This window comes from Zobellia sp. 1_MG-2023 (assembly GCF_030549125.1).
Taxonomy (GTDB): Bacteria; Bacteroidota; Bacteroidia; order Flavobacteriales; family Flavobacteriaceae; genus Zobellia; species Zobellia russellii.
Window position 1 is genome coordinate 755,173 of the sequence record NZ_JAUOSY010000001.1, and the last position, 24,917, is coordinate 780,089.

General features: G+C 40.1%; 9 protein-coding genes. 4 read left to right on the forward strand and 5 right to left on the reverse strand.

Going from position 1 to position 24,917, the window contains the following annotated elements:
• Positions 1–3 precede the first annotated feature (3 nt).
• Genes Q4597_RS03095 through Q4597_RS03105 form a run of 3 tightly spaced genes read right to left on the reverse strand, consistent with a single transcriptional unit; the run spans position 4 to position 18,985 of the window.
• Positions 4–14,580 (reverse strand): T9SS type B sorting domain-containing protein, encoded by a 14,577-nt coding sequence (locus Q4597_RS03095; protein ID WP_303404693.1) that lies wholly within the window; start codon positions 14,578–14,580, stop codon positions 4–6.
• A complete protein-coding gene (locus tag Q4597_RS03100) occupies positions 14,581–16,719 on the reverse strand; it encodes a PorP/SprF family type IX secretion system membrane protein (RefSeq protein ID WP_303404694.1) in 2,139 nt (712 codons plus the stop codon).
• Positions 16,720–16,729: 10 nt separating this feature from the next.
• The gene (locus tag Q4597_RS03105) at positions 16,730–18,985 is read right to left on the reverse strand and encodes a gliding motility-associated C-terminal domain-containing protein (RefSeq protein WP_303404695.1); all 2,256 of its coding nucleotides are present in this window, start codon (positions 18,983–18,985) and stop codon (positions 16,730–16,732) included.
• 221 nt (positions 18,986–19,206) lie between these two features.
• On the opposite strand from Q4597_RS03105, the gene Q4597_RS03110 reads away from it, so the two are divergent.
• The 4 genes from Q4597_RS03110 to Q4597_RS03125 all read left to right on the forward strand — a co-directional run bounded on the left by Q4597_RS03110 (position 19,207) and on the right by Q4597_RS03125 (position 22,191).
• A complete protein-coding gene (locus Q4597_RS03110) occupies positions 19,207–20,889 on the forward strand; it encodes a glutamine--tRNA ligase/YqeY domain fusion protein (RefSeq protein ID WP_303404696.1) in 1,683 nt (560 codons plus the stop codon).
• A gap of 406 nt (positions 20,890–21,295) precedes the next feature.
• Entirely contained in the window at positions 21,296–21,625 is a 330-nt protein-coding gene (locus Q4597_RS03115; protein ID WP_215913429.1) for a YtxH domain-containing protein, read from the forward strand.
• Positions 21,626–21,628: 3 nt separating this feature from the next.
• A complete protein-coding gene (locus Q4597_RS03120) occupies positions 21,629–21,979 on the forward strand; it encodes a hypothetical protein (protein WP_215436764.1) in 351 nt (116 codons plus the stop codon).
• Entirely contained in the window at positions 21,976–22,191 is a 216-nt protein-coding gene (locus Q4597_RS03125; RefSeq protein ID WP_215436761.1) for a DUF6327 family protein, read from the forward strand. Before Q4597_RS03120 ends, Q4597_RS03125 begins: the two co-directional genes overlap by 4 nt.
• A 74-nt stretch (positions 22,192–22,265) precedes the next feature.
• Here the strand turns inward: Q4597_RS03125 and Q4597_RS03130 are convergent, their stop codons facing one another.
• Complete coding sequence (locus Q4597_RS03130; protein ID WP_215436759.1) at positions 22,266–23,195, reverse strand: SPFH domain-containing protein; 930 nt, start codon at positions 23,193–23,195, stop codon at positions 22,266–22,268.
• A gap of 147 nt (positions 23,196–23,342) precedes the next feature.
• On the reverse strand, positions 23,343–24,851 hold the full coding sequence (gene gltX / locus Q4597_RS03135; RefSeq protein WP_303404697.1) for a glutamate--tRNA ligase: 1,509 nt from the start codon (positions 24,849–24,851) through the stop codon (positions 23,343–23,345).
• Between the last annotated feature and the right edge of the window lie 66 nt (positions 24,852–24,917).

Genomic DNA, 24,917 nt, shown 5'->3' on the forward strand with positions numbered 1-24,917 from the left:
TATTTAGCGATATAGGGTAAAGTGTCCAACGAATTCCCTGTCATCATTCTCTCCGTTGAGTTTAATAACGTACCAGTAATCTCCGGTAGGAAGCTCTTTGCTTAAGTAAAGACCGTCCCATCCTGGATCACCAACACCCATTCGGTACACCTCTCTACCATAACGATCAAATATGATGGTTAGTATCTCTGGGAAGCCTTCATCATTTTTAGGTTTCCATGTCTGATTTTCCGCATCTCCATTTGGGGTAAAGAAGTTTGGAATATCAAGATCTATAAACTCCATATATATGCTTGCTACAGCTTCACAACCGTTTTCATCGGTTACGGTAACTACATAAGTATCAGTACGGTTAATGTAGAACGTATTGTCCGTACCATTATCCTTATCACCAAAAGTAATATTGTATTCACCTCTTCCACCAGTAACGTTTGCTGTTATCTGGTTGATGTTGGTTTGCTCTAGAACAAGAGTTAAAGGTTGGAAATCTTCAATCTCTATATCGTATGTTACGATACAACCGTTGGCATGGGATATAGCTATGTAATGCGTACCCGGTGTAAGGTCTCTAAAGAATGGGTTCAACTGCATTTCTGTTGGATTCATGGTATCTACACCATAAAGAACCTGATCTGCAATAGTTTCGTCTTCTAGGGTAATATTTATATAGTTGTTAGGAATATTTCCATTACAACCATATACGGGTTCTACAGTAGCATTTAAATTTACGCCTGGTTCTACGGCAACGGTTATATTTTCTTCACAACCTTGGGCATCACGTACAAATATGATGTAGTTTCCTTCTGCCAGACCGGTAAAAGTTGTTCTGTCCTGAACAAAATCGGTTTCTGTATGCATTCGGGTGCTATAACCTGCAGTTCCTCCGGTAATGGTCAATTCAATTGTACCATTTTCTTCACCTATACATATTTCTGGTGTTGAGATGGCCGATATTTCAACAATGGCAGGCTCGTTAATGGTATATTCCAACTCTATAAAGCAGCCATTTTGATCCTGTGCAATTACCCTGTAATCTCCAGGGGCAAGGTCTTCAAATGTATTTTCATCATCAAACTGATTAAGGTTTGGAGATATAGCATATTGATAGCCTCCTGAACCACCGGACAAGGTAACGGTTATACTTCCATCTTCTTCACCGTTACAAGAAACATCTATAATTTCATCTGTGTATTCCAAAGCTGAAGGCTCAGAGATAACTACTTGTTCAGGAGTAGTTAATCTACAATCCTGACTGATTACATCTACGTAATAGGTTCCGGCTGGCAAAGTACTGAAGGTACCATTGCTTTGTGGACCCGCTATACGAGAAGCCGCACTTAATGAAGCATCTGTGTAAAGCGAATATTGATAGTTTCCTAAACCACCATCTGCCGTAGCATAGATAGTAGCGGTATTATCTCCATTACAGTTAATTACTGCAGCAGTATCATCTACTGTTAATATTAATGGATCAATAGGGTCTTCTTCAATAGAATTAGATTGAACAGCTGTACATAAATTTGCAGCATCCCTAACATAGTAGCGGTAAACACCTGCACTCAACATGCCGCTTAAAGGCAAATTAACGCTGTTTCCTGGCATTGCTGTCCATGTTATATTGTCTGCACTAAATTCGTACGTTCCGCTTCCTCCAGTGGCACTTAATTCAAATTCTACACCGGTGGTACAAGTCAACGGACTTGTCCTGATCAATGAAGCTTCTACTTCCGTAGGATTTACTATTTCAAGAATAGCGGTCTCTTCTGAACATCCAACCTCATCACTTACCGTTACACTATAGAATCCAGCAGCCAAATTATTGAAGTCGCCTGTACTCTGACCAACAGAAGTAGTTAATAAGTTACTTCCGGAAATATCATCATAAACATTCAACTGATATTGGTACGTTGGTGTAATATTTCTTGCACCTACGGTTGTTGATATGCTTGCCGTATTTGCATTAAAACACGATAAGGTAGTTGCCGTAATATTAGCTACAATATCATCCGGTCTGATCAATGTGATGTTATCCGATAATACACAAGAGAATGCATCTGTAACAGTCACATGGAAATCACCGGCCGCTAAGTTTCTGAAAATAAACGCCTCTACATTTGTTTCGGTATATACCGTAGATGTAGTAGTGTTTTCCAAACGGATGGTATATGGTCCTTCACCACCAATTGGATCTACAAATATTTCACCTTGATCATTGCTACATGATACATTGGCTTCTTCTCTAACAATAGCGGTAATTGGAGCACTTGGAGCCAATACGGTTATCACATTAGAATCATCATCACACAAAGGTGCTGTAGTTTCTGTAATGCGTATGTAATAACTTCCTCCAACAAGATTTGAAATCGTCAAAGGTGTACTGGTATCTCCAGTTCCACTGAATCCGGCTACAGGATTATCGTTTATATCATATACTTGATAGCTGTAAGGCCCTGTGTAGTTATCAATAGTTACACTAAAACTACCATCATCTACACCATCGTTCAAACATTGTTCGTCGGAAAGTTTCGTGGCTGTAACCTCTATAACATCCGGGTCTTCAATTCTATGAACAGTTTCTATTACACAACCTGTATCTAGATTGGTAATTCTTACACTGTAATTTCCAACTTCCAAACCTGTAAATGTTTCAGGATTATTGGTAGAAGTAATGGTCTGTGCGTAGGTAACGTTTATTCCCGTTACAACATATTCCAAGTTAGGAGTTGCGGTAGTTGGGCTAACCGTTACCCCAACTTCTATTTGGCCATTGTTTAATGGAGAACAAGCAGCTTCTTGGGTAGTTGTAACCGTTGCATCACTAATTTCTACAAAAGGTAAAACAGTGTCTGTGACTGATAGAGCAGAACATCCTGCATTATCATATACTCTAATTTCATAGATACCACCCAGACCATCAGTTTCAAAATATGTGGTGTTCGAACCATCTTGAACTACACTTCCATCTCGGATAAATACATATCTATTGAAAGTACCCGTTCCACCTGATGCATTTGTAAATGACACACTAGCGTTATTTCCATTGTTTCCAACAGTACAACCATACTGAACAATGTTAATAGGATCTACGGTAATAACATCTAATTCCGTAATAGTAACATCTGTTGTTATAGCACAGTTGTTAGCCCCTCTTGCTTCAATAGTATAAGTTATTCCGGCAATAGAACCTTCAAGTCCATCAAAGAAAGCAGATGTTGTAGTAGATGATGTTGCCGCTATTGGGAAAGTAGCCGAACTACCTGGACCCGTGATAATACGGAAGGTATATGGTCCTACTCCATTATCGGTAACACTTACGGAAATTGTTCCATCATCTAAGCCATTACAAGTTACGTTGGTAGAAGAATCTACGTTCAGCACAGGAATTACCGCTGTTTCCAAACGTTGTGTTATAGTTGTACTACAACCGTGGTTCGGGTCTAAATCGGTAATGGTAAATACATAATCTCCTACTTGTGTAAGATTTGTAAAAATACCCGTATTGTTAGTATCATCTACCGTAGCTGGAGCAGACAGTGGATATTGTACATCATATCTGAAGCTTCCAGAACCACCTGTTTGTGAAATGGTAATCTGTCCACCAGGATCTGTAGTAGAACAATCAATCGTTTTAACTACGGATGCCAATGGTGAAATAGGTTCGTGTAAGTCAATGCTTGTACTTGTGGTACCTACACAGCCCCATTGGTCACTAACGACTACTTGATATTCGCCTGCACCTAAGCCACTAAATATAGCTGAGGTTTGTATAGGTCTCATATCTTCAAAAGCAGAAGTACCAGTGTTGAATAGCTGTAATTGGTAACTGTAGTTGCTACCCTGACCGTTCATTACGTTAATAACTTCAATTTCACCTTCTAAGTTGGTACAGTTAGGCTGATTGATCCTCAAATCTGCAGTAATCGGTGTTGGATCAACAAGAATAACATCTGCCAATTGCTCAGCACATCCTCTAGAATCCATAACCCAAACTTCATAGGTAGCCGCAGTAAGGTTTTCTTCTTTCTGGTTTGAAGTATAGTTCGCAGAATCGTTAGTGTCAATAACAGGACCTGCCGCATCAAAAATCAGATACGAATAACCGCCCCATCCACCGGTAACATCGGTAATGGTAATGGTACCGTTGTTACCTGGTACGCAAGTGATATCGGTAAATATCCTGTTTGCGCTAATTGGGTCACTAGGACCAGCAATGGTAAATAACTCAGAAGCAACACAAGAAGGATTACTATCTTGGGTAACCTCAACGCGGTACTCGCCCGCGCCAATGTTAAATGGTGTTGTGGGACCTACATTGGCCGAAGCTCCGGTAGCACCTGCAATGATAGTATCATCACCTGTGGTAGTCGTACCTTGCGAATTATATATTTGCCATGTGAAACCTCCAGTATATGGATTGGTACTATCGCTTATGGTAAAGCTAACAGAACCATCGTCTCCATTACATACTACATCAACAGTGGTAGCATCGATTTCAAATGTATTTGGGTCTTCAATTTCAAAAGTAGTTTGTACAAAACATCCGGTATCTGTATTGGTAACGGTCACTTCATAGTTTCCTACCCCTATTCCGGTAAATGAATCATTAGTTTGATTTAATACACTATACGCATTGTCCGTTCCAACAACTGAATATTCGAGAGTTGGAGTTCCCGATGGAGGCGTTAGGGTTACACCTATAGTAACTTCGGCATCATTACCAGGGTTACAGCTTACATCCGTATCAGTGGTAACCGTAGGATTACTGATTTCAACAAAAGGAGCAATTGTGGCGTTGGTCGTGCCCACACAACCCTTATCGTCATAGACATTAATCGTATAAGCTCCACCTAATAGATCGGTTTCAATATAGGTATCGTTAGAACCATTTTGAACCACAATATCAGCTTCTACAGGAACTGTATTAGGATTATCATTTTTAATGAATTCATAACGTACGAATGCGTTAGAACCTCCTGTTACACTTGCCACGGAGATACTTGCGTCATTCTGATTATTGGCCGTAGTACAGCCAAACTCAACTACTGCATCCATAGTTACAGCAATAGTAGCTGGTTCTGCAATAAGTATAGAAGCACTATCCGTTGTACAATTGTTGGTAGTAGGATTACTTCTAACCGTTACGATATAACCTGCGGCCGTAGTTGTAGGTGCAAGACCTGTGAACGTAGCAGAAGTATTGGTAAAGCTTGTTGGAGCAATGCTTACGGCACCACTATCCAAAGAAGTAATCTCAAAGGTAAACGGACCGATACCGTTATCTACAGCTGATATTGTAATTGTTCCATCGCTATCTCCATTACATGTTACATCCGTAGAAGTAACTGTATCGATTATCGGCTCTGGCCGGTCTGGAACACGAATTGTGAATTCTCTGTTACAACCTGCATTGTTAGGCGTGTTAGTATCATAAATGGTAATGGTATAGTTACCCGCTAAAGGCGCTCTATAATCAAAAGGATTTCCTGGGAGCGCTGTTTGAGCTACCGCAGGGGCACCAGCATCGTTGGTAATGGAATATTCATAACTTCCCGACCCTGATGTAGCTTCAATATTAATTGTTGCCTCAGGTGATGCCGTACAATCTATAAGCTTAGTAAGCCTAGCTTGAACGGAAAGTACTGGATGAACCACAAACGCTGTCTGTGAGGCCATACAACCATTTCCATCAATAATATAAACATCATAGGAACCTGCAGCAATATCGTTGAATACGCCACCATTATCTAGGTAAGTGCTTGGTGCTGGGTCACCGGCCGGTGCAATAGCATAACGGATATTTCCTGCCGCTGAGTTTCCAACAACGGTAAGGTCTATTGGAGCGCTACAATTATCCTGTGTGATAGAATCAATAGTAGGGTTTGGCGATAAAGTCAATGCAACAGGGGCCATGGTAAATGAACAACCATATTGATCATTTATAGTTACTGTATAATTACCCGCTGGGGAATTCACAGGAATCTGTACAGGGTTGTCCGTTGTACCGGTCAATGCTGTAAAACCAGCAGGTCCTGTTACATCAAAAGTGTATGGTGCTCCGCCGCCACCGATAATTCCATCAATTGAAATTAGTCCCGGTAGGTTACACGAAATATCCCTGGTAACGTTTGGTGTTGCACTTAAAGCACGTAACTCTTGTAAATAGGTATTTTCGCTACCACCTCTACAGGCATCTGTAGTTCCATCAGATTGAACAATATCAATATAATATTCGCCTTCAGGCAAACCGCTAACGGTTATAGTATTGTTATAAAGAATGTCTCCACCACTAGTCTGAAGAGCAATAGGATTTCCTACTTCAAAAAATTCCCAACGCATGTGTGAACTTGGTGTACTAGGATTCAAAGTATATTCTATTTCACCCGTTGATGAACCAAAACACGTAGGAGTAATATCCGTAGTTATTTCAATAGGTTCGTTAATTAGATCATTAACATTGATTAAACTCTGGCGTACACAACCCGTATTATCCCTAACATAGAAAATGTAGGTTCTACCCGGTGTAAGTCCGGTCCAAGTATAGGAACCTTCACCCGCTGGAACCGTAGCACCGCTGGAATTTACTGTTCCACCTGGTTGCCAGGTTGTGGTAGCTGGGTCAAAATTAGCAGGGTCTTCCGAAAATGCATATTCATAAGGAGCTACACCTGCGGTTCCTTGAACACGTACTTGCAAATCAAAACAGTCTACAACTATCGCGCTTATACTAATGTCCAAATTATCCAAAGGATAAGGAATAATGTATCTATCAAAGTCTCTCTGACAAATAGTGCCGCTAGGTAATGTTACTCTAATAGAAGGGAATACCTCCGTACCTGAAACAGTACCTCTTAGTTCATTTGAAAGTTGCCATGTAGTACCACCGTCATTACTATATTCTATGGTACCACCGGAAGGAGCGGTTACATTATCAAAACGGAAGCCGTATTCATTGGGATCAGGGTCATTACATGCCGCTGGTAAAATAGGATCAATATCCGCAGTTATTTCTGTAGCATTGTTGATGGTAATGGTTGATGAAGTAACGGTACAACTGTTCGTATCGGTAACCGTAATTTCATAATCACCTACTCCAATACCATTGAAAGTCAATGTTGTGGTAGAAATATTAGTATTTGTTATTCCGTAATCTATACCGTCGGCAGGAGTCAAATCTACTAATTGATACGTAAACGGACCTGTTCCTCCACCTAGCGTAGCATCAATTGAACCTAGTCCATCAAAACACTCAGGGTCGGTTGCTGTTCCGCTTGCGGTTAACGTGGCAACAGGAGTCAGGATAATATCTTCTTGAACGAATGAACATGATGGTGAAGCACCATTATTATCTAAAACATACACATCATAACCAGCCGGGTTGGCAGTAGCCATAGCGCTAGTAACGTTTAAGAAGTTAGTTGTTGAATAAAGACCAGAAGGGTCGGTATTTGCCGGTACAATGGCGTAAACCAGGGTTCCGTTTCCACCTGTGGCATTAACGGTAATGGAACCGTCATTACACGCACTGATATCAACAACCTCTACGGATACTACTAACTGTGGGTCTATTGTAATGGTTTGTTGAACAGCCGTACATCCATAAGCATCTCTAACATCTATGGTATACGTACCATTGGCTAAATTATCAAAAGTGTGTGTCGTTCCCGTAACTGGAGTTGCCGCTACGAACGGACCTCCATCAATACTAAAGCTGTAACCTCCATTACCAGCAGTAACATTTACAGCTATGGAACCATCATTGGTACCGGAATAACAAGCTGTAGGTATGGCGTCAAAAGTTGGTACAACAGGAGCAATTACGGTAATTGCCGTATTTATAGGGTCTGTACATAAGTTTGTATCCCTTACCCTTACGATATAATCACCTGCAGGCACACCGGTAAATTCCGTGTTGGTTTGATAACCTGTCAGTATTCCACCTACATTGTCTTCTAATTGATACTCGTAAGTTGGAGTTCCACCTGTAGCACTGGCTGTAATGGTAGCACCTGTATTATTACACGTAAATTCTGAAGTAATACTTGCTGAAGCGACAAGAGCATTAGGTTCGGTCAATGTTTGAGTCAATGTTACAGTACAATCAGGCAAACTTGCAGCAGCATTATCAACATCACGCACTTCTATAGAATGTGCTTGTGCGGCAAGGCCTGTAATTTGTTCTGCAGCTGTAAACGGACCAACAAATGCAGCTCCGTTCAAGCTATATTCATATCCGCCTGTACCATAGTTATCGGCATCAATGGTAATAGTTCCTGAATTATCGCCATTACAATCAAGGTTTTCAAAGACAGTAATCGAAGCTTCAAAGGCATGTCCGTCCTCAACGATTACTGTTCTATCAACTGTACAATCGCTACCATAGTTTACGGTAATGGTATGGCTTCCTAAAGCTATATCGTTAAAAACATTTGTTGGTTGAGCCGTTCCTCCATCTATGCTATACGTATACGAAGCATCGTTAGGTAGAACGGTTATGTTTCCTGTTCCATCACAGTTGTAGGTTACTGAGGTAGAAAGTGTTGGTTCTGTTGGTAATGGAGCAATTATAACATCGGCCAAAGTAAGCTCACATGAAGTAGCATTGGTATCCCTAACCCTAATGCTGTAGGTACCATCGGTTAAACCAGAGAAAGCATGCACTCCTGTTGAAGAAGCAGCTGTCCAAGCTCCACCATTTATGCTATACTGATAATCTCCAGACCCACCTGTTGTTGGCGTAACGTCTCCAACAGTAATTTCACCATCAACAAGGCAGGTATAATTTTGTGTAATACTCGCTTCTGCTACCAATTGAGATGGTTCCGTAACAACTACATCCTGAGGCGTAGTTTCACAATTATTGGAATCTCTAACGCGCACAGGATAGGTTCCCGCGCTAAGGTTAGGGAAACTATTTTCGGTTACATAGGTAACCCCGTTATCAATACTGTACATGAACGGTGCGTTTCCACCAGAATCTACAACTATTGAGATTGCACCGTTTGATTCGCCAAAACAAGTTACAGCGGTTGGTGTTGGGGTAATTCCTATAGGAGCGTCTTGGTTTACGGTAATCGTATACATGGCCGAACAGTAATCTGCTCCCCCACTATTATCACGTACATACACATCATAATCTCCTGCAGCCGAAACTGTAACTGGATTATCAGTGCTGAAATCACTATTCGTTACTGCAGTTCCATTAGTTACAACAGCGAATACATAGTTATTGTCCCCACCAGAAGCAGAAATAGTTATATCTGTATCGGTCGCGCAGGCCGTAATAGTAGGTGCTGATGCGCTAACCGTTAATTGAGGGTCAATGGTAATATTCTGTAATACACCGGTACACCCTAGTCCGTCTTGAACATTAATGGTATACGTACCGTTTGAAAGACCGCTAAAAGTGTGTGTTGTACTGTTTGCTGGAGTTGGGCTTACCCAAGGGTTTCCGTTTATGCTGAAGGTATAATCTCCATTCCCATCAGTAACATCAACCTGAATGGTAGCTGTATTTCCTCCAGGATAACAAGCCGTTGGCGTAACGTTAAAAGTAATAGGATTTGCCGCGGTCACCGTCAAAGCAGCATCAATGGCATCTTCACATGAATTGGCATCCCGTACGCGAACAATATAATCACCTGCAGCTAAACCGGAAAAGACGGTGTTAGAACCATTAGTAGCAAAGTCATTAGTCCCAACTATCGCACCCAGATTATCTTCCAATTGGTATTCGTAAGCAGCAGTACCTCCGGTAACACCAGCTGTTATGGTAGCTCCACCATTGGTACAGCTTAATTCGGTTGTAATTGAAGCAAATGCTTCCAGTGCATCTGGTGCGTTAATAGTCTGTGTAAGCGTTCTTGAACATGTTGTTTCATCTGCTTTTCTAACCACCAAGGTATGAGAACCAGCACCAAGGGTTGAGGCAGAAGTAACCGGTGAAGTTGTTGAGGCTATAAAAGCACCACCGTCTATAGAATATTCAAATCCGGCTACGTTAAAGTTTTCAACTTCAAATGTTATTGATCCATCGCTTAGTCCGTTACAACTTGCGTCTGTAGAGCCAGTAATATTTGCGGTAAATACATTGCCAGCAACAACGGTAACCGCAGTTTCAACAGTTTGTTCACAAACCTCGGGTACTTGAAAAACGGTAATATCATCTATGGCAACATCGTTACCACTTGTTCTAATTTCGTTTGTTATTATAACAAAATCAAGACTAGAGTGTGTGCCGGGGTTAAGGGAAATAGAATATTCGTTCCAATTACCATCCTCCGGCATTGGGCCTGTGTCGGCCTGGGCGATTATGGTTTCAGTACCAGGTAGTCGTAATTGAATGGTTAAGTCTGGTGGTATTCTTCCCCCAGAAGTAATTAAATTTATTCCATATAGAGAAACCGTAAGAGGTTGATTTGGATAAATGTCATTTATTGCTTTCTTATATATAGCAGACCCTAAAGGTGGATCACCAATATTGACGACTAAATACCTGCCTTCAGGATTTGTGCCGTTGGTTGTATGGTCGTCAGGGCTGATCCATGAACTGAATTTTGGTGAAATACGGTTTGTAACAGCATATTCAAGATCGTTTATTTGTGGTCCATTATCATGTACAGAGCCACTTGCTATACCATCATCTATTTGAGGCTCAAATGCGTATCCATTGGTATTGGGGCTTCTTATGGCACCGTTGCCAATTCCAAAATCTTCTTGTAATAACAAACTTGGCGTTGGCGGCGTCTGTGAGCTATAGTTTGTACTTACTGTATAGGTTCCTGGTCCTACATTAAGGAACACATTGCTCGTAGGGTCCGGTGAATTTGGAACACCATCTAAGGCATAGGTATAGTTGTACGTTGTAATGTTTGGTGTTGCCGTTACAGTTGCCAAACCGTCACAATCATAACTTACTTCTGGAGTAAGGGTTACTTCTGGCTCATCAGGAACGTCCTCAACGGTAACGTTCATAGGAAATTCACATGAAGCATCTCTAACAATAACCGTATAATCTCCCGGAGGAAGTGTGGCCGTACTTGATGCACCGTAGCTTGCACCACCATCAAAACTGTATTCATATGGAGCTGTACCTCCCGTAACATTAGTTACTCTTACTTCTGCGCCGTTGGGATCACAGGTTGCATCTCTGGAAACACCCGCAGAAGCACTAAGAGGAAAAGGTTCGGTTAGGTTTACAGTTTGAGAAAAACTACAACCTGATGAATCCGTTACAAATACTTCATAAGTACCTGCAATAAGGTTAACAAAGTTTGGTGTTCCTTGAGTAGTAGTTCCGCCATCTATACTGAACTCGTATGGGGCTACACCACCTGTTGTATTTATAGTTATCGCTCCGTCCGAATCTCCACTACATGAAGGCGAAGTTTCGGTAATGGAATCTAGGGTCATTGCCCCATTATCGTTTATAGTTACTTCATTGGAAAAGGCGAAACAGTTGTTAGAATCTACGATTACAAAAACATAATCACCGTCTTCTCCGGGGAAATATTCATCAATATCATCGGCATCGGTATCTCTCCATCCGAAAGAAAATATAGGATTGGTATCATACGCATCACCCGGAATTGAAGCTACATCGGCATATAAATTCGTTCCGTTTTTGCTCCAAATAGCATAGGAATAATCAGGATTGGGAAGTCCTCCGCTTCCTGTAAGTTGAATGGTACCGGCTGTACAACCAATATCTCTTGTGGTAACCGCTGTAACTGTTGGGTCTGGTGTACGGGTTACCGTTACATCTTCGGAATACGTACACCCGTCTTGAGTAGAAACTTCAATGGTATAATCCCCTGGGTTTACATTAAAAGAATGCGTATTGTCCGGCTGAGCGGTTTCATCGTCAATTAGGGTTCCATCGCTTCTTCTTAGAACGTAGTTATAATTGGGCTCAACATTAAGTACATCAATTTTGATAATACCCTGAGCATTACAATTAGATGGGGTTGTAGTTACGTCTACTTGAAAATCCCTATCAAGGATTCCAATGTCCGGAGTGCTAAAAATACAAGCATCTGGAATAGGATTTCCTGAAGTGTCCAATTGGGTAACGTCTACTCTATAGGCTCCATTAGTAGAAATATCAAAGCTAGGACCGTTGTTGGCACTAAAAGGAACTACAATAGCATTATTGGCTACGTCTACTAACTGGTAACCATAATTGCTTCCTAAATTGGTTATAGTGATGTTACCATCCGTAGAACAAATAATGTCTCTATCATTGTAAAGAATGTTCAGATTATTCTGGAAAACATCAAAATAAAATCTGCTAAAACACCCATTGGTATAATTTATAACCAAACGGTATTTTCCTGCTGTGTCCGCATTGTAATCGCTTCCTGTTTCTACTTGATTCCATGTACAGGTAAGGTTTTTGTTGGCACAATCGTCAGGAGCTGCAAGACAACTACCTTCATCCAATCTTTCCCAAGAAATACTTTGAGCATCTAGTATATTCAATTGAATAGGCTGAACATCCGCGGAGCCACAAAGGAAGAATTTGGGCAATAAATCACCATCAATACTACATTCAACAATTTCGCCTTGAATATCGTTAGTAGGGTCTGCATCACTGTTTATATCATTGAAATATTCAACTAACGGATTGGTTTGCGTTGTACCATATCGTTCAACAACAATAATTTCTTTAAAACCTTTACAAGGGTCGGCAACAATTTTGTCTACAATGTAAGTGCCTACCTGGGTTACTTCTAATGTACTTTGGTCGCTATCTGGATCTCCATCGTTTAAAACAGGATCGGATGCATCAATTTCTCCATTTCCGTTTTCATCGCGAACCCAGATATAACTATCAAAATTATCACCAGCATCTAACAGGGCGTTTAAACCACAAAGTTGCACCGTTCTTGTAAAATTACAGTCCGAAAGGTCATCTAACAAGAAGTTGGTAGCACCTGGAGTTACAAATCCACAGTTATCAAAATCAGATACACTAGGGTCATCAGTAATTTGGTTATCATTTATTCTCCCCTGATAGGTAGAATAGGCTAAATTTTGAATTAAATCTGTACAGGCATCTATAAAATCGAAACAATTTTCTGCAACCTGAACACGCATACGTATTTGTCCGGGAGTATCTCCTACTTCAACAAATCTGTTGGGGATAAAGAAATCCACTTCCCGTGTTACTGGGTCATAGGTATACGTTGTTCCCGTTGGCATGTCTAGGTTTGCCTCGTCCAACGTAACATTTATGGGTAAAATATCACGAATGGTATAATTTATAGCATCATCATTTCCGGTATTTTGAAAGGTTAGAACGTAATCTAAGATTTGACCTAAGTTTACACCTTGCCCGGTAATATCATTACCTGCAATATCCTCTACTTTTTTCTCGAGAATAATATCCGGTTCAATGATTTCAATGTTGAAAGAGTTGAAAAATGGATAGTATTGGTCACCATTGGTTTGAAATCTGAATGTGGCGGCCGTTTCGTTATTGGGGATAACCGAATTTGTAGGATTGTTTAGGTTGAATAGATCACTGTCATAGCCTAGTGTATTGCGACTAAAAGGATTTCTATTGGCCGCATGAACACCGTTAAGGGTAATATTACTATTAAAAAAGTTATTTGATGGATTGGTTCCATTGCTTAGTGTGGTAAACCCACCGTTGCTAGCCGCTCTTATTCTTAGATAATCTCTTACTATTCCATAATCACCTTCAAGTGCTCCAGCTCCAATGTTCGCTGTTACTGGGCCAACAGGAATGGTATTAAATCCAGAATAGTTAATATTTACACTTGAACTTCCCGTTACACGTGCGAAACCATCAAAAGTGGTAATGAGTTTACCAGTAAGGTTGGGGTTTTCATAAACAATAACTAAAGTCCAACCACCAGCTGCTCCACCGGTCATTCTGCCTCTCCCACTTGGTGTAATCCCATAGCCCTGTGCACTTGGTATGTTGGCAATGGTATAATCTCCCTCAGGATTTGTCAAGGGAGTTATTAAGCCGGTTACATCTGCGTAACAGGCGTATGGTGCGTTTGCGCTTAACTGTGTGTTGGTTAAACCGTCATACAGTATTTCGTCTGCGGTAATATCTACATAGGTACCTCCTGGTACTTTAAATTTGATTTCATCAATTTCATGATCTCTTGGTGTGCCAACCGGGTCTGCAGTATCATCCCTAGGATAGGTAGCCGACCAGTAAAGACCAGCATATCTAATAAGATTACAGTCGGCATTCGGAAAAGTAAATGTTGCCGTACTAGAACTAAATGTAGTAGCATCAGAATCTACATCTATATACTGCATATTTTTGTAATCGTTCGAATTGTAGTATCCTCCTGTTTCAGGGTCTCGATTACTGGATGGCCAATAGTTACCATTGTTGTTAAGGTTGTTATAGGGGTCTTCAGGTTCTGTGGCAGATGTGCCCCCATCTCTATTAACAATACTGTTTGAAATAAAGGTCAAGTCTCCTTTAATGTTGTTCTGATAACGAACTTCAAAGGAGTTGTATTCTTGGGAAAATCCTGCTAATGCATATAAAAACAGAGCGCCCGCAAGTATTTTTTTTAAGGATTTTGGTATCATTTATGCCAGTAGATTTGGTCTGACGCGCATAATCCACATTTTGTCGTTGTACGCATCATTTAGGTTGGTATAGTAGGATAGGAGGGCATTGTTCCAAGATTGGTGTCTTTTTAGGTATACATACCTCCAGTTGTTTTCGGGGTTTATAAAATAACTGGCACTAAGCCCGTAAGAATTTAATAGCTTCACAAAACGATTTGCATTCTTAGGGTTTGCAAATACATTGGCTATGATATAATAACCGGAACCAATACCGTCTATTTTGTGAGTTTTAGAAGTTAATTCGTTAGATACCACTTGGTCTTTTACTACGGTATTTGTTTGTAGAACGTCAGTATCGTACTTGGCAGATTTTTCTTTTAATTTGTTTACGTTAGAAGCATAGGCTTCGTTCGTGTAACGGTTATCAACATCCATAATCCAAAGGGCACCGTCATAAGTACCGTTCATACTACTATTATGGGCGGCTACAGCTTCGTCCCATGTATCGTAACGTTGTAAATACACGTATTTTAGACCGTTATCCGGATTTGCTATATAATCCGAAGAAAACCCTTCACCATTAAGTTTGTTCATGAATTTATCCATGTACTGGCCACCTTTGTAAACGTTGGCTACTACATAATATCCGTCCTTAACGCCCTCGAGGTTTTTGAATTTTCTACTCTTTACGTTGCTTCTGTCCGCAACTGTTGAAGTTGTTTCAGATGTAGATGTATTAGATGTGGTTTGTTGTACCTTATCTCTGGCAACGGTTGGTCTTGATTGCTTAGAAGTATTGTTTGCCAAGGCCGTAGTTTTACTAGTTTTAGATGATGTACTGTTTGGTATAATACCGTTATTAGAATCTTGGTTGCTAACAGTATTTGTTACTGACGGACGATCATTGGTTCCCATGAATAGTCTCTCGGCACGGTCTTCTAAATCTGGTCTTTTGCCGTTGGTTTCATTACGTACCATGCTCATTACCATGTTAAACCGACGCTCCAAATCTTTTTGGCGATCGTTTTCCAATGAATCTTGACGGAACATTAATTCTTGAATAATGGCATCGTTCTCCGCAAGCTTACGTTTTAGTTCCTCTATTTCCTCATTATCTACAAGGTCATTTTTGTCAACTTCTTCGTTTTCAACTAAAGAATCTTCATAATCATCCTCTAGCATAACACGGTCTTCCGTTAAGTTTGGTGTAAAGGAATAGGCGAACGAGATTTCATGGGTAACCCCAAAATTGTTGAAATCGGTACCAAAACCTTTTTCCATGGTATACCCTAGGGATAGTCTTTTGTTAATGTTGAAACCGGCACCTGCAGAGGCACCATAAAAACTATCATAACCAGCTTGTAACCATCCTAATTTTGGCAGATCAAGAATTGCACCACCACCATAGGATAAGTCTTGGGTCTCATTTTCTGAAGCAGACAAACGGTTTTGACCGTTGATGCGTACTCTTGCTATCGGCATTAAACGGCTGCCTTCCATTATGCCATCATCTTTTTTAAACCGATGAGTATATTGAAGGTGGCTAGAGTAGGTCTTATCACTAAAGGCTGTTAAAGACTCGCTGGTTTTTAGATTATAATCAAATAGGTTTTCGGCAAAAACACCAAAATCTATATTCCCATAGGATAAGTTAAAACCAGGCTGAAAGGAAAGCACATTACTGTCTTCCGTTCCATTAAGTCGGTAATCGTTCGTATCTATAACGTCAATATTGTTCTGATCAAGACCTGTACTATAATAGGCCAAGTTTCCACCAAAGGTAAAATTGCTCTTGTCGCTTAACTTTATACCGTAGGCATAGTTGGCCAGTACTCCAATATTGGAAACAGGCCCTACACTCTGGGTATAAAGACTTAGACCCAAACCACTTCTATCACCTATTCTACCACTGTAACTCAAAAAGTAAGTCTGGTCATTATCCTTAAACTGTACCGATTGGTTTCTGTGTAAAAGGTTAATATAAGACTTGTCTTCCTGTACGGTAGAGAAGGTAGGATTGATTAAAAATCTATTGAATTTCAATAAATTCTGTGGCGCCGGACTATACAAAAGTACGGGGTCATCCTCCTGTGCCTGAACGTTTGCAAACGTCAGTGCAGCCATTAGAGTAAGCGCTAAGTATTTTACAAATTTCATGGTAGGTTGGTTATCTGATAACAGTTACGGTACCTTGTTTCAATGTCTCACTAGCATTTTTAATTACATAGTAGAATACCATGTTTTGCTTGGCGAAACTCATTGAAGACTCGGGCCAGTTGTTTTGGTAATTAGTTGAATTGAGGACTTCTACACCTTTTGCGTTATATATAATGACACGTACATCAGACTTGTTTGAGTACGAGTTAGGGATGATCCACTGATCATTGGCCCCATCACCATTAGGCGTTATAACGTTAGGTATATTAAATAGATCTAAATAGGTTACTGTTATAGGTTTACTAATTTCACAATTGTCAATATTTGCTATTAACAAGTAGTTACCCTCTGTGGTAAAAGTGGCGGATGAAGAGCCGCTTATTTCAATATTGTTGGCATCTAACCATCTGTAGGCGGTACCTCCACTTGCGTTTACCGTTTTAGAGCTTCCTTCTGGAAATATCACATCGCCATCTATATCCAAAGTGATTAGGTCCGGATCTAATGGTGTAATGTTAATCTCATTAGATATTTGTGAACAGCTGCCTTTTCTAACTACCAATCGGTAAGTTCCTTCTTGAGTAATGGACAATGACGCATCTGATGAGTTTATGGCTTCACCGTTGCGTTCCCAATCAAAAGTTTCAGAAGATAAATCTGTTGTAGTAGATAGGGTAATAACATCTGAAGAACTACAATATACGGTGCTCGTACTACTAATAGTTAAGGCTTCACTGGCAAGTTGAACCCCTAAGGTATTTGATGTCGCGTTCATACCTCCCAAGTCAGTTTCTACAGTGTAGTTTCCGTTTTCGTTACTGTCCGTTAAGCTTATGGATTGTGATGTTTCAGATGCTATATCAATACCATCTTTTTGCCATTGATAGGTAAATGATGAAGCTACGTCTGCGGTTACATCTACTTCTGAACCATCAGCTAGGACGGCATAAATTTTATCCGTTGTCAAAGCTATGCTAGTACTGCTACATGACTCATAGGATGTGGCATAGGCTATTTCGGTTCTAAAAGCCGTAGGAGCAACAACTTCTGTGTTTTCTGAATTTATGGTTGTTGACGAGCATGTGCCTCCCGTTTGGGTAATGGCTGCATGGTAAGTTCCTGCTTGGCTAACGGTTAAGGAAGCGTTATTGGAACTTGGTATTGGCGTACCATTTCTGAACCATTCATAAGTTGGAGCATTGGCATCTGTTGTAACATTCAAGGTTTGGGTTTGCGATGGAAGCACTACAAGATTGGCATTGTTATTTCTTGTAACCGTAAATGCACCGGCGTTATTCATAGCAACAGCTGCAGAAGTTTCTGTACAAATACCTGTTCCTCTAACTTCAACAGTATAGTCTCCCGTAAACGAAGGGTCATTGGTATCTATAGTATAGGTAAAACCACCTGCTTGAGATGCCTGTACTTCGGTACCATCTTTATACCATGTATATATGTAACTACCATCTTGAACATTTGCTTCTAATGGAGCAACGGTATCTCCGGCACATACAGATGTAGTTGCCGGTGGGTTAATAGCAATACCGGTACTGGTACCGGAGTTAACAATAATATGGTTAGATTCTGTATTGGCAGAACCTGTACAATCTCCGTAATCTATAAATACAAAATATTCTCCGGCTCCATCTGTTAGGATAGTGGGTCCGGTTTCGGAAAGTAATGTCCCACTTCTATACCAAGAATACTGATAGGTATTTAATTCTCCAGCCGGCACGTTGTCTACGCTAAGCGTAATTTGCGTGCCACCACAAGCCTGTACACTTCCTGGGGTTGTTCCATCTCCATTGGGACTCATGTGCAAGTTGGTATCAAACCCTAAATAGTACATGGAATACCCAGCTGATTCTGGACTTGTTGATGCTGGGCTTGTACTCCGTATACGCATCTTGTAGTTAGCTCCCCTAGTATCTGTAGGAAGGCTAAAGCTGGTTGTAAATTCTGTATTGCTATTTTGATCGGTTACAGTAGATAGTTCTAACGGAGTAGCGAAAGAACCGCTTGCATTAGATAATTCAAGAATGAACTGATTATCAGAATTTGCTGCACCGGCCCATTCTATGGTAACAAAAAACTCGTTAAAACCACTATCGGCACAAGCTCTTGGCCATGTGTTGGTCCCTGATAAATTTGGGTTATCTGCGGGAACCGGGGCTTCCAATGCAATTTGTGCAGAAATCTGTGTGGTGAGCAGCATTAGAAATGCGGCCAAAATTGTTTGCGGAATGTTAATTCTTTTCTGTCTCATAAGTAGGCGTAGTTTTGGGTTTACTACAGGTTTCAATGTCAGATTTGGGTTTTGACATAGAGAATACAATAACAAATATGGCATATAATACACGCGTGGGGAATTTAATGTTGTAGCAAGGGATATAATTGTTGTGAAACGCAGGTATTTGTATGAATGGAAATAGAAAGATGCCTGATTACGGCATTTTATGTACCTTTGTGGCTCTAAAAAAGAACTCTATGAGCGAGGCAGTAGAAGCGTTGAATTTCATTGAACATATTGTTGAAGAAGACCTGAAAAACGGCTATTCAACGCAAGATTTGCGTTTTCGTTTTCCACCGGAGCCAAACGGCTATTTGCATATTGGCCATGCAAGTTCTATTTGCTTGAATTTTGGGTTGGGATTACGGTACAATGCGCCTGTAAATTTGAGGTTTGATGATACCAATCCGGCCAAGGAAGAACAGGAGTATGTAGATGCTATTAAACGAGATGTGGAATGGTTAGGATTTAAATGGGATACCGAAAGGTATGCTTCTGATTATTTCCAGCAATTGTATGATTGGGCCGTTAAATTGATAAAACAGGGGAAAGCGTATGTAGACGAGCAGTCTTCTGAGGCTATGGCGGAACAAAAAGGTACGCCAACACAGCCAGGAACCAATAGTCCGTTTAGAGATCGGAGCATAGAAGAGAATCTAGCTATTTTTCAGAAAATGAAAGATGGTGAATTTGAAGAGGGTACACATGTACTTAGGGCTAAGATTGATATGTCTTCTTCTAATATGTTAATGAGGGACCCAATAATGTACCGAGTGTTACATAAAGCGCATCATAGAACAAATACCGATTGGTGTATTTATCCGATGTACGACTGGACCCATGGTGAAAGTGATTATATAGAACAAGTATCGCATTCTTTCTGTACATTGGAATTTGCTATGCACAGGGAATTGTATGACTGGTTTCTGGACCAAGTGATAGACCCTAAAAAATTACGGCCTAAGCAACGTGAGTTCGCCCGTCGTAATTTGAGCCATACGGTTGTTAGTAAGCGTAAGCTGTTGCAGTTGGTTGAGCAGAATGTAGTAACTGGGTGGGATGACCCTAGGATGAGTACCTTATCAGGGTTGCGAAGACGCGGTTATACCCCAGAATCTATTCGAAACTTTGCCGATACAATTGGTATTGCAAAAAGGGATAACCTTATTGATGTTTCTCTTCTTGAGTTTCATGTTCGGGAACATCTTAATAAGATCGCCCCACGTGTTATGGGAGTGCTTGACCCGGTTAAAGTAGTGATAACAAATTATCCTGAAGGAGAAGTAGAGTGGTTGGAGACAGAGAATAATCCCGAGGATGCATCGGCGGGTACACGTCAGATTCCATTTTCTAGGGAAATATATATAGAAAGAGATGACTTTAAGGAGGAAGCCAATCGTAAATTTTTCCGTTTAAAATTAGGAGGAGAGGTCAGGCTGAAATCCGGTTATATCATTAAAGCAGAGAGCTGCACAAAAGATACTGATGGGAATATTACTGAGATTCAGTGCACCTATGATCCTAAGAGTAAGAGTGGTAGTGGCACCGAGGAAAGCTTGCGTAAGGTAAAGGGAACCTTGCACTGGGTATCTGTAAACCATGCGCTAAAGGCAGAAGTGCGGTTGTATGACCGTTTGTTTACGGACGAAAGTCCGGATACACATAAGGATAAGGATTTTATGGAATTCATTAATCCAGATTCGTTAAAAGTGATCACAGGATTTTTGGAGCCTAGTTTAGTGGACGCTAAATCTGGAGACCGTGTTCAGTTTCAACGTTTGGGTTATTTCTGTGTGGACCCAGATTCAACTTCCGATAAATTAGTTTTTAATAAAACGGTTGGCTTAAGAGATACTTGGGCAAAACTTCAGAGTAAATAGATTTTACTTTTCTTATAATTCAGAGCTCCTTTATAGCATCAAGTTATAGAGGAGTTTTTTTATTGTTTTTTCTCAGATTATTAGGTATAAATTTTATTTATCGAAATTATTTGTAGTATAGATTTGATATATTAAAATCGACTTTCTTAGGTCGTTTTTCCTGTTAAATTAGTTTTCCGCCGATAAACATATCCACTCTGGCCGACTTCATCCCTCAAACGCTCTTAAAATCGCTAAATGGCTCATAAATTGATTTAAACGTCAATTTTTGATTTTATTGAGGTAATGTCACTTAAAGACTTGGCCTAACTTGCATGATATAGACAGAAGAGTTGTTTTTAACTTAAAATAAGTAATGACTTCTCATTATAATTTTAGTCAAGTATTAATTTAAAAAATAGAGATTATGTCAAATGATAGTGGAAATGTTTTGTTGGCCGTTCTTACCGGAGCAATTATTGGAGTAGGGGCTGGCATATTGTACGCACCTGATAAAGGTGAAAAAACAAGAAAGAAGATTAAGAAAAATGCGTTGAAGACCAAAGATGATATAACGCATAGAATTTCCCAAGCTACAGAAGAGCTAACCAAAACGGCCGAGGAGAAAAAAGTAGACTTTGAGCAGAAGCTTGAAGATACCATTTCCAATATGAGCTATAAAGCCGATGATATTATCATGAGCTTGGAGAACAAATTGGCCGAATTGAAAAAGAAAAATGCCCAATTACAAAAATAGCATATGGCTTTTGACGAACTAAAAGAAAGCATTTCAGAGGCCGAAGCTAGCGCTAAGTCCTATATAGAGAGTAGTAGGGAGTTTTATAAGCTAAAGGCTTTTAAAATGCTTATGAAAGGTATTACAGGCTTTGCTCAGGCAGCGTTTATAGCTATTGCAGTTGTACTTGCGCTTTTGTTTTTGTCTGTTTCTGCTGGCTTTTTTATAGGAGCGGAACTTGAAAATACAGCCTTAGGATTTTTAATCGTAGGGGGCTTTTATATCCTGGTGGGTATTTTAGTGTTTGTTTTCCGCCGTTCGTTGGTCAAGCCTTTAATGGCGCGTTTTTCCGAACTTTATTTTGAAGAGATATGATACCGAAAAAATATACATCGTTCGAACAGATAGACCAAGACCTAAAGATTTTGAAGCTACAACAGGATATAGAGCGAGAGAATCTTAAAATGCAGGTTCAGATTACCAAGAATAGTCTGTACCCAACACATTTATTGGGTGGCTTTAGTGGTATTTTACAGAAATTGACGCTTTCTATGGTTGCCAAGAAGCTGCTTAAAAAGTTTAATTAGAGCATAAAATATATGAAATGAGCCTCCGGAACACGGTTCCGGAGGCTCATTTTGTGTAAATATGTTTTTGGTATTTACTCGTTCTTTTTTTCTTTCTGCGTCTTCTTCATAGATTCCCCGATCATATTGCTTGCGGTAAAGGATGCTACCATATTGTTCAGCATATCACTACCTGCCTGTGGGGAATTTGGTAAGAGAATAAGGTTGGTATTGGTTTCTTCGCCAATAGACTGTAGCGTATCATAATGCTGTGTAACCACGATAAGGGCAGAGGCCTCTTGGGAATTGATGCCTACTTTGTTCAGCACTTCAACGGATTCTTCCAATCCACGAGCTATTTCCCTTCTTTGGTCTGCAATACCTTGTCCTTGTAAACGCTTGCTCTCTGCTTCGGCCTTGGCCTTTTCTACAATAAGAATACGTGCTGCATCACCCTCAAACTGGGCAGCTATTTTTTCTCTTTCTGAAGCATTAATACGGTTCATGGCCTCTTTTACCTGGGCATCCGGGTCAATATCCGTTACCAAAGTTTTTATAATATCATAACCATAGTCCAACATGGCATCTTGCAATTCGGACTTAACTGCAATAGCAATATCATCTTTCTTAACAAAGACATCATCTAATTTCATTTTTGGAACTTCTGCACGTACAACATCAAATACATAGGAAGTGATCTGCTCATGAGGATACTCAAGTTTATAAAAAGCATCGTACACTTTTTCCCTAATCACCACGTATTGCACGGATACTTTTAGCTTTACGAATACATCGTCTAAGGTTTTGGTTTCGATAATTACATCTAATTGCTGAATTTTAAGGCTAATTCTTGCCGCAATACGCTGTACATAGGGGATTTTGAACTGAATTCCCGATTGTCGTACACTGGTGAACTTCCCAAAAGTTTCGATAAGAACAGCGGTTTGTTGCTTTACGATAAAAACGCCCGATAGAATAGTGGCGATGACAAAGAATAGAATTGGTATCCAAATAAAACTGCCCATGATTTTGATTTTTTAATTAATGGAATGAATTTACAAAACACTTTATAGATATGTAGTAATTTTCTTGTGTTTGTTACATACCAAAAAAAGGAGCAGAGATTGGGGTTACCCAATTACTGCTCCTTTTACTATGTTAATGAATAGCTTTTAAGCTAAACTGGAAATTGCTTTTTGAATACGGTGAATACTATCTTCTTTACCGATCATAGCCATAATATCAAATAAATGTGGTCCTTTCATATCTCCAACAATGACCAAACGTAATGGGGGCATTACCTTTCCAAAAGATAATTCCTGTTCGTCAATCCACGATTTTACAGTAGTTTCCACAGCTTCCGAGGAAAAGTTAGATATACCTTCTAGCACGGATACCAATCTGTTTAAAATTTCCGGTGTATCTTCTTTCCATTGTTTTTTAACAGCCTTTTCAGCATAGGTAGTAGGGGCTTGGAAGAAATAGTCTGACAAATCCCAAAAATCGGAAACGAATACGGCTCTTTCCTTGATTAAACCAACGACCTTTTCCAGATAGTCTTCGGATTTATCACCTACGGATACCGATTTCGATTCTAGTATTTCGGCATATAGTCCTGCCAATTCTTTATTAGTCTTAGTCTGTAAATACTGCTGATTGTACCATTTGGTCTTATCTGGGTCAAAGCGTGCTCCGGACTTGTTTACACGCTCTAAACTAAAGGTGTCAACAAGTTCTTCAAGACTAAAAATTTCTTGTTCCGTACCAGGGTTCCATCCTAATAAAGCTAAAAAGTTAACTACGGCATCAGAGAAGTAGCCAGCTTGTTTATATCCTACGGATTCGTTCCAAGTAAGTGGAAATACAGGAAAGCCCATTTTTTCACCATCCCGCTTGCTGAGTTTACCTTTTCCTACTGGTTTCATAATCAGCGGTAAGTGAGCAAATTCAGGAGCTTGCCATTCAAAAGCATCGTACAATTGTTGGTGCAAGGCCAATGAAGGCAACCATTCCTCACCACGTATAACATGGGTAATTTCCATTAAATGGTCATCTACAATATTTGCAAGGTGGTAGGTAGGCATACCATCACTTTTATACAGAACTTTGTCATCCAGTACATTAGTATCTATTTCAATAGTACCACGAACCCTGTCTTTTAGCTGCAATTTTTCATCAGGTGGGGTTAAAAACCGGACTACATAATCTTCACCGGCGTCCAAGCGCTTTTGAACTTCTTCGGGCATTAACGAGAGTGAATTGTCCAGTTTTAGGCGATTATGCCAATTATAAATGAATGTTTTTCCTTTTGCTTCATGGTCTTTACGGTGAGCATCAAGCTTTTCTGCTGTGTCAAAAGCGTAATAAGCCTTTCCTTTAGTTATAAGCTCTTCAGCATATTGCTTGTATAAATGCTTGCGCTCGCTTTGTCTGTATGGGCCAAAATCTCCTTTTATACCTGGACCTTCGTCAAAAGTAAGTCCGCACCAGTTAAGTGCATCAATAATATACTGTTCAGCGCCTTCTACATAACGGTTTTGATCAGTATCTTCTATCCTTAAAATAAAATCACCGCCGTGTTTTTTGGCGAATAGATAGTTGAATAGGGCAGTGCGAACACCACCAATGTGCAATGGCCCTGTAGGGCTAGGTGCAAAACGTACGCGTACTCTTTGGCTCATGGCTAAAATATTTATCCGGCAAAGGTATAAAAAGCACCCTAGCTCCCCAAGGTATACTGACCAAAC